The following is a 15,963-nucleotide window of genomic DNA, read 5'->3' as shown; positions in this document are numbered from 1 at the left end:
TCACCGGCCTGCTGCTGGTCGCCCCGCTCGTGCTGCCCGCCTCCGGCACGGTCGAGGTCTCCGTCGAGGTCGTCACCGCGGGCCCCGTGCCCGAGATCACCGTGCACAGCCGCCCGCGCGTCCAGGACGCCCCCGGCTGGACCCTCAACGCCACCGCCTCCGCCGCCTCCTCGGCCCCGCTCACCGCGGAACGCCCGCCCGTATGGCCCGAGTCCGCCGAAGAGGCCTGGACCGCGGGGACCTACGACCGGCTGGCCGGGCTCGGCCTCGGCTACGGGCCCGCCTTCCAGGGCGTACGGTCGGCGGCCGTCACCGGCGACGGGGAACTCCTCGCCCGGCTCTCGCCGCCCGCCGGCGCCCGCGACACCGCCGGCCCGTACCCCGTGCACCCCGCGCTGCTGGACGCCGCCCTCCAGGTGACGGCCGCGCTCGGCCCGGCCGGGCAGCGCGCCCTGCTGCCCGTCGCCGTGGGCCGGTGCGTCCTCCCGGCCGTCACCACGGGTGAGCTGACCGCACGGGTCCGGCGCACCGGTGACACCGGCACCGACCTCACCCTGGACGTCACCCTGTGGGACGCCGACGGCCTCCCCGCCGGGCGTCTGGACGCCGTACGCCTGCGCGCCGCCGACCCCGCCGACCTCGACGCCGGCTCGGAGAACGCCCGGCACCTGTACGAGGTGGCGTGGACGGCGGCCGGCGAGCCCGCCGACGCGCCGGACCTCACCTGGGCCGTGGCCGGCGACCCCGCCGACCCGCAGGCCGCGGCCGCCCGGCACGCCCTGCCCGGCGCCGAGGACCGCACCGACGTCGCCGTACGCTTCTGGCCGCGCCCCGCACCGGATGCCGATCCGGTGGCCGTCGCGCACGAGACGGCCACCGGCGCCCTCGAGGAACTGCGGCGGCTCATCGCCCTCCCCGAGGGCCAGGCACCCGCGCGGACCGTGTGGGTGACCCGGGGCGCGGTGGCCGCCGCCGACGGCGACCGGGTGCCCGCGTACGCCCAGTCGGTGCTGTGGGGCCTGGTGCGCAGCGCGCGTGCCGAACACCCGCACCTGGGACTGACACTGCTCGACCTGGACGACGACGGCCTCGACCCGGGCCCCGTGCTGAGGGCCGCCGCCGGTCTTCCCGGCGAGCCCGAACTGGCGTGGCGTGAAACCGAGTTGCTGGCGCCCCGGCTGGTGCGGGCACGTCCGGGGAGGACCGGCCGAGGAGCGGAGCCGGACGCGGGCCGGGCCGGCGTGCCGCCCACGGACGGAACCGTCCTGGTCACCGGTGGTCTGGGAGCCGTCGGCGGGCACATCGCCCGGCTCCTCGCCGAACGCGGAGTGCCGAGGCTGCTGTTGACGGCACGGGGCGGCGCCGAGGACCCGCGCGCCGAGGAGGCCGTAGCCGGGCTGGCCGCGCTCGGCGCGCGGGCCGAGGTCGTCGCCTGCGACGTCACCGACCCGGCCGCGATCGCCGGCGTACTCGGCGCGGTGGGCGAGGAGTTCCCGCTGCGCGGTGTCGTGCACTGCGCCGGGGTCCTCGACGACGGTGTGATCGGCGAACTGACCCCCGAGCGGCTGGAGCGGGTACTGCGCCCCAAGGCCGACGGCGCCGCCCATCTGCACCGGCTCACCGCCGGAACCCCGCTGGACCTGTTCCTGCTGGTGTCCTCGGCCGCCGGTGTCGTGGGCAACCCGGGCCAGGGCAACTACGCGGCCGCCAACGTCCTCCTCGACCAACTCGCCCACCACCGGCGGGCCTCGGGCCTGCCCGGCCTCTCCCTGTCCTTCGGCGCCTGGGCCGGCGAAGGTCTCGCCGCCGCCCACGCCGACCTGGACCGCATGGCCCGGCTGGGGCACCGGGCCCTCACCCCGGAGCAGGGCCGCGACCTGGTGGCGCTGGCCCTGCGCGGCGACGCCCCGCACCTGGTCGGCTGGGTCCTGGACCTGCCCCGCCTGCGCACGACGGACGCCGCGGGCACCGCCCTGTGGCGCACGCTGCTGCCCGCGCCCCGCACCGGCGACGCGACGGGCGGCGCCCTGGCCGGCCGGCTGGCCCGGCTGCCCGGACCCGAGCGGGCCGAACGCGTCCTGGCCCTGGTCCGCGAGGAGGCGGCCCGGGCGCTCGGCCTGCGCTCCACCGAGTCCGTACCGGCCGGCCGGCCGCTGCGCGACCTCGGCATGGACTCCGTCACCGCCGTCGAACTGCGCAACCGCCTCGCGGCCCGGCTGGGTGTGCGGCTGCCCGCCACCCTGCTCTTCGACCACCCCACCGCCGACCGGCTGGCCGCGTACCTGCTGGCCCACGCACTCGGCGACGCCGCCCCGAAGCCGGCCCCGGCGGTGGCGCGCCGGAGCGGCCCGGCCACCGACGAACCCATCGCCGTCGTGGCCATGGCCTGCCGGCTTCCCGGTTCCGTGAACGACCCGGAGGGGCTGTGGCGGCTGGTCGCCGAAGGCCGGGACGCGGTCGGCCCGTTCCCGGCGGGACGCTGGGACGTCGACGCGCTGTACGACCCCGACCCGGACGCCCCCGGCAAGTCCTACGCCCGCGAAGGCGGCTTCCTGGACGACATCGAGTCCTTCGACGCGGGCTTCTTCGGCATCACCCCGAAGGAGGCCGCCGCCATGGACCCCCAGCAGCGGCTGCTGCTGGAGACGGCCTGGGAGGCGCTCGAACGGGCCGGCATCGTGCCCGCCCGGCTCGCGGGCAGCACCACCGGCGTGTACGTCGGCATGTTCGGCAGCGACTACCTGGCCGGCTCCCGCCTCGACCAGCTCGACGGCTACGTCGGCACCGGCTCGGCACTCAGCGTCGCCTCCGGCCGGCTGGCGTACGCGCTCGGGCTGCACGGCCCGGCGCTGACCGTGGACACTGCCTGCTCCTCCTCACTGGTCGCCACCCATCTCGCCGCCCAGGCACTGCGCGCGGGCGAGTGCGATCTGGCGCTGGCCGGCGGGGTGACCCTGATGGTGACCCCGCAGACCTTCGTGGAGTTCAGCCGGCTGCGCGGGCTCTCCCCGACCGGGCGCTGCCGCGCCTTCTCCGACGACGCCGACGGCGCCATCTGGGCCGAGGGCGCGGGCATGCTCGTCCTCAAGCGGCTCGGTGACGCGCGACGGGACGGCGACGAGGTGCTGGCCGTGCTGCGCGGCACGGCGGTGGGCCAGGACGGCCGCAGCCAGGGCCTGTCCGCGCCCAACGGACCGGCCCAGGTACAGGTCCTGCGCCGTGCGCTGGAACAGTCCGGACTCGACCCCGCCGACATCGACTACGTCGAGGCCCACGGCACCGGCACCACGCTCGGCGACCCGATCGAGGCGAACGCCCTCGCCGAGGTCTTCGCCGCCACCCGGACCGGGGACCGCCCGCTGTACCTGGGGTCGCTGAAGTCCAACATCGGCCATGTGCAGGCCGCTTCGGGCGTCGCCGGACTCATCAAGGTCGTGCAGGCGATGCGGCACCGGACCCTGCCGCCCACCCTGCACGCCGGCACACCCAGCCGGCACGTCGAGTGGGAGGGCAGCGGACTGCGGCTGCTCCAGGAACCGGTGGCCTGGCCGGCGACGGGTGAGCGGGTGCGGCGGGCCGGTGTCAGCGCCTTCGGGATCAGCGGCACCAACGCCCATGTCATCGTGGAGGAGGCCCCCGCCCGGCCCGCCGAGAAGACGGAAGTCCCGGACGGCAAGCGCCTGTTCCCCCTGTCCGGACGCAGCGAGGCCGGGCTGCGCGGACAGGCCGCCCGGCTCGCCCGGCACATCACCGCCGGCATCGCCGCCCTCCCGGACGTGGCCCACACCCTGGCCCGGCACCGCAGCCACTTCGAGTGGCGCGCCGCGGTCGTCGCGGACGGCCGGGAGGAACTGCTGTCCTCGCTCCGGGCCCTGGGCAGCGGCCGCAGGCCGGTACCCGCGCCGCACGAGGAGCAGTCCGGCAGGGTCGCCTTCGTGTTCGCCGGGCACGGCGGCCAGTGGACCGGAATGGGACTGGAGCTGATGAACCGCTCCGAGGCGTTCCGGGCGGAACTGACCCGCATCGACGCCGCCGTCGAACGGCACGCCGGCTGGTCGGTGCTCAATGTGCTGCGCGCACCGGAGGAGTTCTCCCCGCTCGACCGCACCGAATACCTCCAGCCGGTCCTGTTCGCCGTGAACGCGGCTCTCGCCGCCGCCTGGCGTGAACTCGGCGTCACCCCGGACGCCGTGGTGGGCCACAGCCTCGGCGAGATCGCCGCCGCCTACAGCGCGGGCGCCCTCACCCTGGACGAGGCCGTGACCGCCGTCACCGGCCGGGCCCAGGCGGTGGTCCCCCTCGTCGGGCACGGCGGCATGCTCGCCGTCGAGCTGCCGCCCGCCGACGTCGAGGACCTGCTGCGCCCCTACGCAGGGAAGCTGTTCGTCGGAGCGGTCAACGGCCCCACCGCCACCGCCGTCTCCGGCGAGTCGGAGGCGCTCACCGCGCTCCGCGCGGAACTGGCGGAACGGGGCGTTTCCAGCCGGGTGCTGTCGACACCGTTCGCCTCCCACACCCCGCTCATGGACCCCCTGCGCGCGGACCTCCTCGACCGCTTCTCCGGCATTCGCGGCACCCGCACACCGACCCCCCTCTACTCGTCGGTGCTCGCCGAACCCGTCCCCGGCGACGGCCTGGACGCCGCCTACTGGTACGCGAACCTGAGCCGGCCGGTCCGCTTCGCGGACACGATCAGGCGGATGCTGGACGACGGCTACCGCTACTTCGTCGAACTCAGCCCGCACCCCTCGCTGCTCCCGGCGATCGAGGCGGTCGCGGGCGAAGCCGGCGTCGACGCGGCCGGCGTCGGCTCGCTGCGCCGCGGCCGCGACGGGCACGACGTACTCCTGGGCAGGCTCGGGGAGTTGTACACGGCCGGGCACACGCCCGACTGGGCCGCGCTGTACCCGCGCGGCCGCCGCGCCGACCTGCCGACCTACGCCTTCGCCCGGGAACGCCACTGGCTCGCCCCCGTGCGGTCGGGCGCCACCGGAGGCTCACCGCTCCTCGGCACCCACGTCCAGGCCAGCGACGAGCCCGGCCGCGACCTCTTCCAGACCGAGATCGACCTGAACGACGGCCGCTTCGCCTACCTGACCGACCACCGCGTCACCGGCGAGGTGTGGCTGCCGGGCGCCGCCCTCCTCGGCATGGTGCTGGAGGCCGCCACCGGCCCGGCGGCGGACGGTGACGGTGACGGGGTGCGGCTGACCGACGTCCGGTTCGTCCAGCCGCTGCGGCTGGACGCCGACCGGCCCGTAAGCCTGCAGTTGGTGCTGCGCCCGGCCGAGGACGGCCACCGGGACTTCACGGTCGCCTCCGCCCCGGCCGGCGGCCGGCGGTGGGAGCTGCACGTCACCGGCCGCATCGTCTCGGAGCCGGCCGCTGACGCCCCGGAACCCGCCCCGGCCGGCGGGCCCGGGCTCGCCGCGCTGCGCGAGCGGTGCACCGAGCGGGTCGACGTGAGCGCCGTCTACGCGGGCCTCGCCGCCCTCGGCATCGACTACGGCCCCGCCTTCCGGGGCCTGGAGGAGGGGCACCGGGACGGCGGCACGACAGCCCTCGCCCGGCTGGCCGCCCGGCCCGCGGCCGGGCACCTGCTGCACCCCGCCACCCTGGACGCCTCCTTCCACAGCGCGGCCCTGCCCGCCGCAGCGCCCGCCGGCCGCGCCTTCGTCCCCGCGGGCGCCGGCCGCGTGCACCACAGCGGCGCGCGCACCACGCCCGCCTGGGTGAGCTGCGACCTGCGCTCGGTGGACGGCGACACGGCCACGCTGGATCTGCGCCTGTGGGACGAGGACGGTCAACTCGTGCTCGCCGTGGACGAGTTCCGGCTCGCCGCGCTGTCCCCGCTGGACGGCGCCCTCTTCGAGACCTGCTGGCAGCCGCGCCCCGAGGCACAGGAACCGCCCGGTGCGGGCGGCTGGCTGATCCTCGCCGACGAGACCGGCACGGCGGACGAACTCGCCTCCCGGCTGGACGGCCTGGTGCCGTACGTCGTCGCCCGCCGGGGCACCGAGTACGCCGTGGAGGCACCCGGCCGCCATGTCCTCGACCCGGCCGACCCCGCGCAGCTCACCAGGCTCCTGGACGAGGCCTTCGCGGACGCGCCGCCCGAGCGGATCGTCCAGCTCTCCGCGCTCGACGCCCCGCCGGTCGCGGACGGCGGCAGTGCGCGGGAGGCGGCCCGGCTGTGCTGCCTGACCACCCTCCACCTGGTCCGCGCCCTCACCGGCCGCGACCGGCCGAAGGGCAGGGCGCCGCGCCTGTTCGTCGTCGTCCGCGGCAGCCAGGCCGCCGGCGACAGCACCGCCGTGGCCCATCCGCAGCAGGCCCTCGCCTGGGGGTTCGCCCTCGCCGTGGCCCAGGAGCACCCGGAACTCGCCACCACCCTGATCGACCTGCCCGCCGAAGGCGGCACCGACCTGCTGTGGACGCAACTCCGGCACGCGGACGACGAACGCCTCGTCGCGCTGCGCGACACCGGCCGGCTCGTCCCGCGGCTGGCCCGCACCCGCCCCGACGACGGCGGCCACGCCGAGCGGCCGGACGGCGTGCACCTGGTCACCGGCGGGCTCGGCGGGCTCGGCCGGGTCGTCGCCGAACGGCTGGTCCGCCGGGGCGCCCGGCGGATCGCCCTGCTCGGCCGCGGCACCCCGGACGCGGCCGCCCGTGCCTGGATCGCCGATCTCGAACAGCGCGGAGTCGGCGTCCACCTGGCCCGCGCGGACGTCGCCGACCGCGACGGGCTCACGGCCGCCCTGGACGCCGTACGCCGCGCGGCCGGACCCGTCACCACCGTGGTGCACGCGGCCGGTGTCCTGGACGACGCCACCCTGGCCAACCTCACCGAGGAACGCGTCCTGCGCGTCCTCGCGCCCAAGGTGCTCGGCACCGCCCTGCTCACCGAACTCGTCCCGGAGGCGGACGACCTGGTGCTGTTCGCCTCGGCGGCGGGTCTGCTCGGCTCGGCGGGACAGAGCCCGTACTCGGCGGCCAACGCCTTCCTCGACGCCTGGGCGCACCACCTCTCCCGCACCGGCCGGCGGGCGCTCAGCCTGGATTGGGGCGCCTGGGCCGGCGTCGGCATGGTCGCCGGATCCGGCGCCCGGGCCGCCGAGACCGGCCGCTCGGGCCTGGTCGCCCTCTCCCCGCAGGACGGCGGCGAGCTGTTCGACCGGGTGCTGGCCACCGGCCGCCGCCAACTCGCGCCGATGGCACTCGACATGGAGCTGCTCGCCCTCGATCCGGACGCGGCCCGCGGCCGGCCCCTGCTCGCCGACCTGGTGACCGTCCCGGCCACCGGCGCGGACGGCGACGACCTCGTGCGGCGGGTGCTCGCGGCCGCCACCGAGGAGGAGCGCGCCGAGTGGCTCGAAACCTATGTACGGGCCCGGGTCGGCGAGGTCTCCGGCGGCGCCGTCGACGTGTTCGCCACCACCGCCCTGAAGGAACTCGGCCTGGACTCCCTCATGCTGGTCCGGCTGCGCAACGCCTTCGCCCGCGAGCTGGGCGTCGAACTCCCGGCCGCCGACGTGTTCTCCGCCGCCGACATCCGCGGTCTCGCCCGGGCCCTCGGCGAAGGGCTCCCCGAGCGCACCGCACCGGCCGACGCCGGGCAGGACGCCCCGGCGCGGGAGGTCCCGGAGACCGAACTGCGGCCCGCCACGCGGGACGTCGTACGCCTCCTGCGCAGCGCCCAGCCCGACATGCCGCACGCGGCCCACGGCGTCGGCCTCGCCGTACGGCTCACCACCCCGGTCACCCGGGAGGACCTCGCCGGCATCCTGGACCGGCTCGTCGCCCGGCACTCAGCCCTGCGCACGGCCGTCGTGACCGGCGTCGACGGCCGGCGCCGGCTCCGGGTGGACCGGGAGCTGCCCGCGCCGCCGCTGCGCTGGACCGACGGCACGGACGCGGACCCCGCCGAACGGCTGCGGCTGCTGCTGGAGCCGCCGTTCGACCTGGCGGCCCCGCCGCTGTGGCGGTTCGAACTGTCCGACGGTGGCCCGCGGGGCCAGATCCTGGTGTTCGGCGCCCACCACGCGGTCAGCGACCTGCAGTCCCTGCTGCTGGTGGCCGCGGAGATCGACGCCGAGCTGTCCGGCACCCCGCTGGACGGCACCGTCACCAACCGTGACCTGGACCTGCTGATCGAGGCCCAGCAGGGCGGCGGGGAAGGCCCCGGCGACGAGTGGCGCGCGGCCTTCCGGGGCAGCGAACGGCTCGACCTGACCCTCGCGCGTCCCCGCCCGGACACCCGCTCGTACCGGTCCGGCAGTGTCACCGTGACCGTCCCCGACGGGCTCATGCGGCGCGTCGCGGACGCCGCGAGCGGCCTGGGCGTCACCCCCGCCGCCTACTGCCTCGGCACCCTCACCGTGCTGCTGGCCCGGACGCGGGAGCGGGAGCGGTTCGTGCTCGCCGTTCCGGTGGACACCCGCATCCACGCCGACGCCTTCGGCGCGGTGGGCTTCTTCGGCGTCCCCGTGCCGTTCCCCGCGCAGGCCGCGGCGGGGGAGCGGGTCGCGGACGTACTGCTGCGCACCGACAGCCGGCTGCGGCAGATCCTGTCGAAGGGCGCCATGTTCTCCGACGTGCTCGCCACCCTCGCCCGGCAGGGCCTGCACCGGGCCAACGCACCGCTCGTCGAGGTCTACTTCAACTACGTGCGTTTCTCCGGTGAGCTGAAGCACCTGGAAGTGCTGCCCGCCGGCGTCGGGCACACCGACCTGGACCTGATGATCACCATGACCCCGGACGCGGGCACCGTCCGCCTCGACCACAACCTCGACATCCTCGACGCGGACACCGCCGCCCGACTGGGCGAGGAGTTCCTGACGTTGCTCGCCCGGACCACCGCGGACGCGACCGCCCCGGTGCGCGAACGGCGGCCCGAGCCGCCCGCGGAGGGGCCGCGCGTCGCCCTGGCCGCCACCTTCGCCCTCGGCCATCTGCCCCTGATGTGCGCGGCGGCCCTCGAGGACGAGCGGGCGAGTACCGCCGAAGCGCCCTACCACCACGTGCTGGCCGCCCTCCAGGACCCGTCGGGCGTCCTCGCCGACCCGGCCACCGCGGTCGGCGTCGTCCTGCTGCGCGCCGCCGACCTGGAACGCTTCGGGCCGGTCGACGACACCCTTCTCACCGAACTGCGCGACGCCTACCCGGCCGCCCTGAGGAACCTCGTCGAGCGCACCCGCAGGCCCCTCGTCGTCGGCATCCTGCCCAGCGCCGGGACCACCGGCCGGCTCCTCGACTGGGAGCGCGGCATCGCCGCCGACCTGGCCGAGTCGCCCGGGATCGCGGTGCTCGGCCCCGAGGAGTGGACCCGCCACCACGCCGTCGGGCAGTGCTTCGACGAGCGCACCGAGCGGCTCGCCCACCTGCCCTTCACCCCCGACTTCCAGGCCGCGGTCGCGCTGCGCCTCGCCGAGGTGGTACGGGCCGTACGGCGGCCCGCGCCCAAGGTGATCGCCGTCGACGGCGACGAGACCCTGTGGGGCGGCGTGGCGGGCGAGAGCGGTCCCGACGCGGTGGACCTCACCGGCCCGCGTGCCCTGCTGGCCCGCCGGCTGCTGCGGTGGCGGGCGGCGGGCACGCTGCTGGCCCTGGTCAGCAACAACGACGAGGCCACCGTCCGGGCGGTCCTCGACCGTCCCGACAGCCCGCTGAAGGCCGAGCACTTCAGCGTGATCTCGGCCGCCTGGGGACCCAAGCCCGCCCGTCTCGACGAGGCCGCCCGCACCCTGAACCTCGGCCTGGACAGCTTCCTGTTCCTGGACGACAACCCGGCCGAGATCGCCAAGATGCGCGCGGCACTCCCGCAGGTGCTGTCGGTGACCTGCCCGCCGGCCGGTGAACTCGAGGCGTTCCTCGACCGGTTGTGGCCCCTGGTCCCGGCCGCGGCCACGGCCGAGGACGCCCTCAGGGCCCGGTTCTACGAGGCGGAACGCGCCCGGGACGCAGTCCGCGCGGGCGCTGGGTTCGAGGACTTTCTGGCCGGGCTCGGCCTCGCGGTCGACATCCGCGAACTCACCGACGCGGACGTCGAACGCGGCGAACAACTCATCCGGCGCACCAACCAGTTCACCCTGCGCGCCCGCTCCGCCGACGGCGGTGACCTCACCCGGTGGCGCGAACGGGGCGAGGTGTGGACGGCGGCGGCCCGCGACCGGTTCGGCGACTACGGCCAGATCGCGCTGCTCGCGGTCGCCGCCGACGGCGACCGGCTCGACGTCCTCGCCTGGCCGATGAGCTGCCGCGCCCTCGGCCGCGGGGTCGAGGAACGGCTGCTCGCCTGGCTCGCCGACCGGGCCGGGGAACTGGGCTGCACCAAGGTCCGGCTCACCGCGGAGCGCACCCCGCGCAACGCGCCCGCCCGCCGGTTGCTCGCCGCGCTCGGCGGCGGCGACCCGGACGATGCGCGGCTGGACGTCGTCGTCACGCCCGAGCACCTGCGGGCGTTCCGCTCCTGGGACCAGAGTTGAGCGACAAGACCAAGCACAACGCGAAGGGCTCTCATGCGTGACGTGAACGAGGCGATCGCCGAGTCGATCGAGCGGGGCGGCGGCGGACTCGGCGTGTCCGACCTGCTGGCCAAGGTGCGGGCGGCGGGCGCCGGACCCGAGCCCGCGCCGGCCCCGGCGCCGGACCTGGACGGCCTCACCGCCACCGTCGCCGCCGCGGCCGGCCGCCATCTGCCCGCCGGCCGGCTCGACCCCGACGCCGACTTCTTCGACGCGGGCGGCACCAGCGTGGGCGCGGTGGAACTCATCGCCGAACTGGAGGGCGAACTGGGCATCGAGGTCGACCTCGACGAGGTCTTCGCCGACGCCCGCCCGAGCAGCCTGGCCCGCCGCTGGCTGCCGCTCCTGGACGCCGCGCCGGCGGCGCCCTCCGAAGCCGCCGCCGCTGTGCCGGGCACCCACACGTCCGCGCCGAGCCCGGAGTCCGTCGCCGCCGAGGCGCCCCTCACGGCTCCGCCGGGCCCGCCCCCGGCCGCCGCCGGGGCCGTCCGCGCCGCTCCGGCCCCGGTGCCCGGCGCGACACCCCGCGCCACGGGAACGCCCTCCGCGTCACCGGCACCGGCCTTCGCCCCGGCGTTCGCGGACACCCCGCCCGCCCTCCCCGCACCGACGGCGGCCCCCGGCACCCTCCCCGTCCCGTCCCCCCGCACCCCACCCGCCGTAACCGGCGTCCCGCACCGCACCGACGGCGACCGCCACTCCCGCGCCCGCCCGGAGGACCTCCAGCAGATTCTCGCCGACCTCGCCCTCGCCGACCGGCTTCCGTTCACCGACGTGCCCGAGCCGGTGCCGCCCCGCCGGATCCTGCTCACCGGCGCGACCGGCTTCCTCGGCAGCCACATGCTGCTCGACCTGCTGCGCCACAGCGACGCCCATGTCTACTGCCTGGTCCGCGCCGACGACGAGGCGGCGGCCACCGAACGGCTCGGCGAACAACTGCGCGGCTACCGGCTGCCGTGGTCGTCCGAGGTCCGGCGCCGGATCACCGTACTGCCCGGCGACATCCGCCGCCCGCGCCTCGGCCTCACCGACGAGCGGTGGCACACCCTCGCCCACGAACTCGACAGCGTCGTCGGCGTCGCGGCCGCCGTGGACTTCCTGCGCGGCTACCAGTCGCTGCGCGGCAGCAACGTCCTCGGCGCGCTCACCCTCGCCGAACTCGCCGCGACCGGCCGCCCCAAACCGCTGCACCACATCTCGTCGATCGCGGTGTTCAACGAGGTGGGCATCACCTCGATGGGCGAGGACGACCCGCTCGCCCACATCGACCGGCTCGTCTCCGGCTATGACCAGTCCAAGTGGGCCGCCGAGGTCGCCCTGCGCCGGGCCCGCGACCACGGCCTGGTCGTCACCGCGCTCCGCCCCGGCGGCATCGGCGGCCACACGAAGACCGGCGCCTACAACCCGCAGGACCTCAGCAGCGGCCTGATCTCCGCCTTCGGCCGCTTCCGCACCGTGCCGGCGTTCCGCCATCTCAACGCCGCCCCGGTGGACTGGGTCAGCCGGGTCGCCGTCGCGGCGATATGCGAACCCGACGCGTGGGGCTTCGACTACAACCTCACCGGCGTGCCCAACACCCTCGACGACGTCGTACGGGACATGGCCTTCGGCGGCATGCACGTACGCGTCCAGGACTGGGACGAGTGGCGCACCGGCACCCTCGCCCGCCTGGAGGCCGAGCCCATACCCGAACTCGGCTTCCTCTCCCGGGTGTTGCGGAGCCCCACCGCCCTCAAGCTGTGCGAGGCCACCCTGAAGGGCCCAGCCGCAGAGGCCGCGCGCACCGACGCCCTGGTCGCCGCGCTCGGCCTCGCCCCCGCCGCCCGCTACGACGCCCAGGCCCAGCTGAAGACCTTCGAGAAGCTCGCCGGCGACGGCCTCGCCCGGCTGCCGCACAAGGACGACCAGCCCTACCTCTGGTTCTCCGAGACCACCGAGGGCACCGTCGGACCGGTCGGCGCCGCGGCCTCGGCCCCCTGCTCGATGGCGCTCACCCTGTCCATCGCGAGCATGTACCAACTGGTGAAGGAGCGCCGGGTGGACGTCACCGGACAGGTGACCTGCCCCGCCCTGCACCCCGAACCGCTCACCGTGGAACGCGGCGACCTGTGGGTGCGCCCCGAGGAGGGCATCCCGCAACAGCACGGCATGCGGCACCAACTCCTGCGTTACCGGCTCAAGTTGCGGGACGCGGACGGCGGTCTCTGGTGGCTCGAGGGCCGCAAGTACGCGCGCGCCCGCCGGGACCTGTGGCGGCAGACCCGCGCGCTCACCGTGGAGATCGGCCGCGAGGGCGAGGCGGCGAGCCTGCTCGGCGAGGTCGTCGTGCCCGCCGACTCCTACGTCCGCGACCAGATCGACGGCATCCGCGTCGACCCGCGCCTGACCGGCCAGGAGAAGCGGGCCGCCAAGCTCACCTGGCTCGCCTGGTTCGGTCTCGAGATGGGCCGCGGCCTGGTCGCCCCGTTCGCCCGGGCCGCCGCCGACCTGCTCGACCTGCGCCGGACCCCGACCCTCACGGAGCACAACCGATGATCTTCAGGACCACCCCCGCCAAGGCGGCCCGCCCGGCGCTCCGCAAGGTCCGCACCGGCGTGGCACCGCGCCCCCTGCGCCACCGCCTGGACCCGGCCCACGTCGAAGAGGTCCCGTTCCGGGCCGGCGACGGCGTCCGCCTCGGCCTGACCCGGATCGGCCCCGCCGACCCGGGCCGCCCCGCCGTGCTGCTGCTGCACGGGCACACCGCCTCCGCCGACATGTTCCTGCTGCCCGAGACCCGCAATCTCGTCGACGTCCTGCTCGACGACGGCTACGAGCCCTGGCTGCTGGACTGGCGGGGCAGCAGCAGGCTCCCGTACAACGAGACCGGGGGCCGGTACACGTACGACGACGTGGCCCTGTACGACATCCCCGAAGCCGTCGCACACGTCCGCGAACGCATCGGGGACCGGCCGCTGTTCGTGGTCGCGCACTGCATCGGCTCGCTCACCCTGTCGATGAGCATGGCGGCCGGTCTCGTCCCGGGCCTGGCCGGGGTGGTGTCCCAGGGGGTCTTCCTCACGCCCAAGCTGGCCGGGCGGACATCGCTGCGGATGTCCGTGGCGGGGGAGCTGCTCAAGACCCGGATCGACCACATTCCGGTCGACATCCGCAAGGTGGGCCTGTGGTCGAAGTACACCCCGCTGTTCGCGCTCGCCTCGCGCAAGGCGGCCTGCCCGGACCCGACCTGCCAGATCCTGCACAACTCGGCCTGGGGGACCGGTGCTTCCCTCTTCGTCCACGAGAACCTCGACCCGGCCACCCACGACCGGCTCGCCGAACTGCTCGGCCCCGCCCCGCTGTGGATCCTGCCCCATCTGCGCCGGATCGAGCTGGCCCGCACCGTCGTCCGCTGGCACGACACCGACCACCGCTACCAGGCGCTCCCGCCCAACGCGCTGGACGCCGCAGGCCGCATCGACACCCCGGTGCTGCTGCTCTCGGGCAGCGAGAACGGGCTGTGGCTGGACTCGCAGAAGCTCTGCCACGAGGTGCTGTCCCGCCGGCAGCCGCAGCTCGACGTGTCCTACACCGAGATCCCCGGTTACGGCCACCTCGACCCGTTCCTGGGCCGCGGCGCCGCGCTGGACGTCTTCGGGCACGTCCTGGAGTTCCTCGGGGCGCACCGCTGAGAATCACCCCCGGAGGCCGGTGACGGCGGGCCGCACCGCCGGATACCGTACCCATCAGTAACCGGACTCGCCCCGCACCGCACCCCAGGAGGCCCCCATGCCGCAGCTCGACGTCGCCGGCGCGGTACTGACGTACGACGACGAGGGCCCCCGCGACGGCGCGGCGGTGCCCCTGGTCTTCGTGCACGGCTGGACCGCGAACCGGCACCGCTGGGACCACCAGGTGGCGCACTTCTCGGCGGGCCGGCGGGTGATCCGGCTGGACCTGCGCGGGCACGGGGAGAGCACCGGGGCCGGGGTGCGTACGGTGGCGGAGCTGGCGGCGGACGTCCTGGCGCTCCTCGACCACCTCGGGGTCGAGCGGTTCGTGCTGGTCGGCCACTCCATGGGCGGGATGATCTCCCAGACCATCGCCCTGTCCCACCCCGAGCGGGTGGAGCGGATGGTGCTGGTCAACTCCATCGGCCGGATGACGTACAGCCGTGGCCGGGGGCTGCTCATGGCGGCCTCCACGCTGGCGCCGTACAAGCTGTTCATCGCGGCAAACATCCAGCGGGCTTTCGCGCCGGGCCACCCGCGCGAGGAGGTCCGCGAGTACATCCGCGCCTCCGGGGAGACCCCGCGCGAGGTCGTCATGACGCTGTACGGCGCCATGCGCGCCTTCGACGTCCTCGACCGGGCCGGTGAGATCCGCACGCCCACCCTGATGGTGCACGGCTACCACGACATCCAGCTTCCCGTGCGGCAGATGCTGCGGCTGGCCAAGGCCTACCCGGACGCGGTCGTCCGCATCATCGACGCGGGCCACGAGCTGCCCGTGGAGAAGCCGGCCGAACTGACCGCGGCCCTGGACTGGTTCCTGACCCCGAAGCCCGAGCAGGCCGAGGAGACCCCGAAGCCTGTGGAGACCGAGGAGACGCAGCCGCACGAGGCGACCCCGGAGCCCGAGGAGCCCGAGGAGGCCGTGCAGCCCGCCGAGCCCGAAGAGGCCGAGCAGCCCGCCGAGCCCGAAGAGGCCGAGCAGCCCGCGGATGCCCAGGAGACCGCGGAGGCCCAGGAGCCCGAGGGGACGGCACGGCCGCCGAAGTCCGCGGCGACCCCGCGGCCGTAGCGCCCACCGGGACGTCCGCGCGCGGAGCGGGCCTCAGCCGACGCCGAGAGCCCGGTCCGCGGCCGCCGCCGTCGGCTGCCACCACGTCGTCACCGGCTCCCACACCAGCACCTCGCTCCCGGTGCCCAGCCGGGCGGCGGTGAAGGAGCGGCCCCACTGCGAGGCCGAGGCGGCCACCGTGACCGAGCCCGTCCGGCGGGCCTCGGGGTCCGCCAGGTCGGCGATCGTGCGCACGGCCGCGTACGCCGTCCTGCCCGCCTTGAGCGCGTAGGTGCCCCTGCCGCCCTCGGGCACCGGCAGCGCGGCCCCGTCCAGGTCGCCGAACGTGATCGTGGGCACCCGGTCGACCACGCAGGTGCGGCCCCCGCGATTGGTCACGGCCACCCGCAGCACGGAAGGATCGGCGGACGCGGCCTTCGCCCGTACGGTCAGTGCCCGTTCCGCGCAGCGGGCGGGGCCGGCCTGCCGGTTGGCCGCCTGGCTCTGCGGCGCGGCGCCCAGCAGTGCCACGGCGGCGCAGACGGCGGGTACGGCTACGGCGGCTCGGATACGCATGGCGGGTTCCCCCTGTCGTGGTCGGTGCGGGTACGGCGGGCCGGGGCGCGCCTCGTGGGATGTGACGGTCCGGGCGGCCGTGAGGTTGCGCCGCGATCGC

4 protein-coding genes and 1 pseudogene are annotated in these 15,963 nt (G+C 75.9%); 4 read left to right on the top strand and 1 reads right to left on the bottom strand.

Annotation, left to right across the window (positions count from 1 at the left end; translation table 11 throughout):
- Positions 1 to 29 precede the first annotated feature (29 nt).
- The 4 genes and pseudogenes from AB0924_RS31270 to AB0924_RS31255 all read left to right on the top strand — a co-directional run.
- Complete coding sequence (locus tag AB0924_RS31270; RefSeq protein WP_366913166.1) at positions 30 to 10,487, top strand: SDR family NAD(P)-dependent oxidoreductase; 10,458 nt, start codon at positions 30 to 32, stop codon at positions 10,485 to 10,487.
- 33 nt (positions 10,488 to 10,520) lie between these two features.
- Positions 10,521 to 13,061, top strand: a complete 2,541-nt coding sequence (locus AB0924_RS31265) for a thioester reductase domain-containing protein (protein WP_366913165.1) — start codon at positions 10,521 to 10,523, stop codon at positions 13,059 to 13,061.
- Complete coding sequence (locus AB0924_RS31260) at positions 13,058 to 14,197, top strand: alpha/beta fold hydrolase (protein WP_358934306.1); 1,140 nt, start codon at positions 13,058 to 13,060, stop codon at positions 14,195 to 14,197. Before AB0924_RS31265 ends, AB0924_RS31260 begins: the two co-directional genes overlap by 4 nt.
- A gap of 97 nt (positions 14,198 to 14,294) precedes the next feature.
- Positions 14,295 to 15,071: pseudogene (locus AB0924_RS31255) on the top strand (alpha/beta fold hydrolase); the annotation flags it as partial.
- A gap of 270 nt (positions 15,072 to 15,341) precedes the next feature.
- Here the strand turns inward: AB0924_RS31255 and AB0924_RS31250 are convergent.
- On the bottom strand, positions 15,342 to 15,863 hold the full coding sequence (locus AB0924_RS31250; RefSeq protein ID WP_358934308.1) for a DUF4232 domain-containing protein: 522 nt from the start codon (positions 15,861 to 15,863) through the stop codon (positions 15,342 to 15,344).
- Positions 15,864 to 15,963: the final 100 nt, after the last annotated feature.

Source organism: Streptomyces sp. NPDC047869 (assembly GCF_040704065.1).
Taxonomy (GTDB): Bacteria; Actinomycetota; Actinomycetes; order Streptomycetales; family Streptomycetaceae; genus Streptomyces.
Note: the sequence above shows the minus strand (reverse complement) of the source record. Positions and strands in the feature narration are given on the sequence as shown.

What these genes read in the sequence shown, in the direction of transcription:
- AB0924_RS31260 (WP_358934306.1), top strand. Translation starts at nt 13,058, where the DNA reads ATGATCTTCAGGACCACCCCCGCCAAGGCGGCCCGCCCGGCGCTCCGC.
- AB0924_RS31265 (WP_366913165.1), top strand. Translation starts at nt 10,521, where the DNA reads ATGCGTGACGTGAACGAGGCGATCGCCGAGTCGATCGAGCGGGGCGGC.
- AB0924_RS31250 (WP_358934308.1), bottom strand. Translation starts at nt 15,863, where the DNA reads ATGCGTATCCGAGCCGCCGTAGCCGTACCCGCCGTCTGCGCCGCCGTG.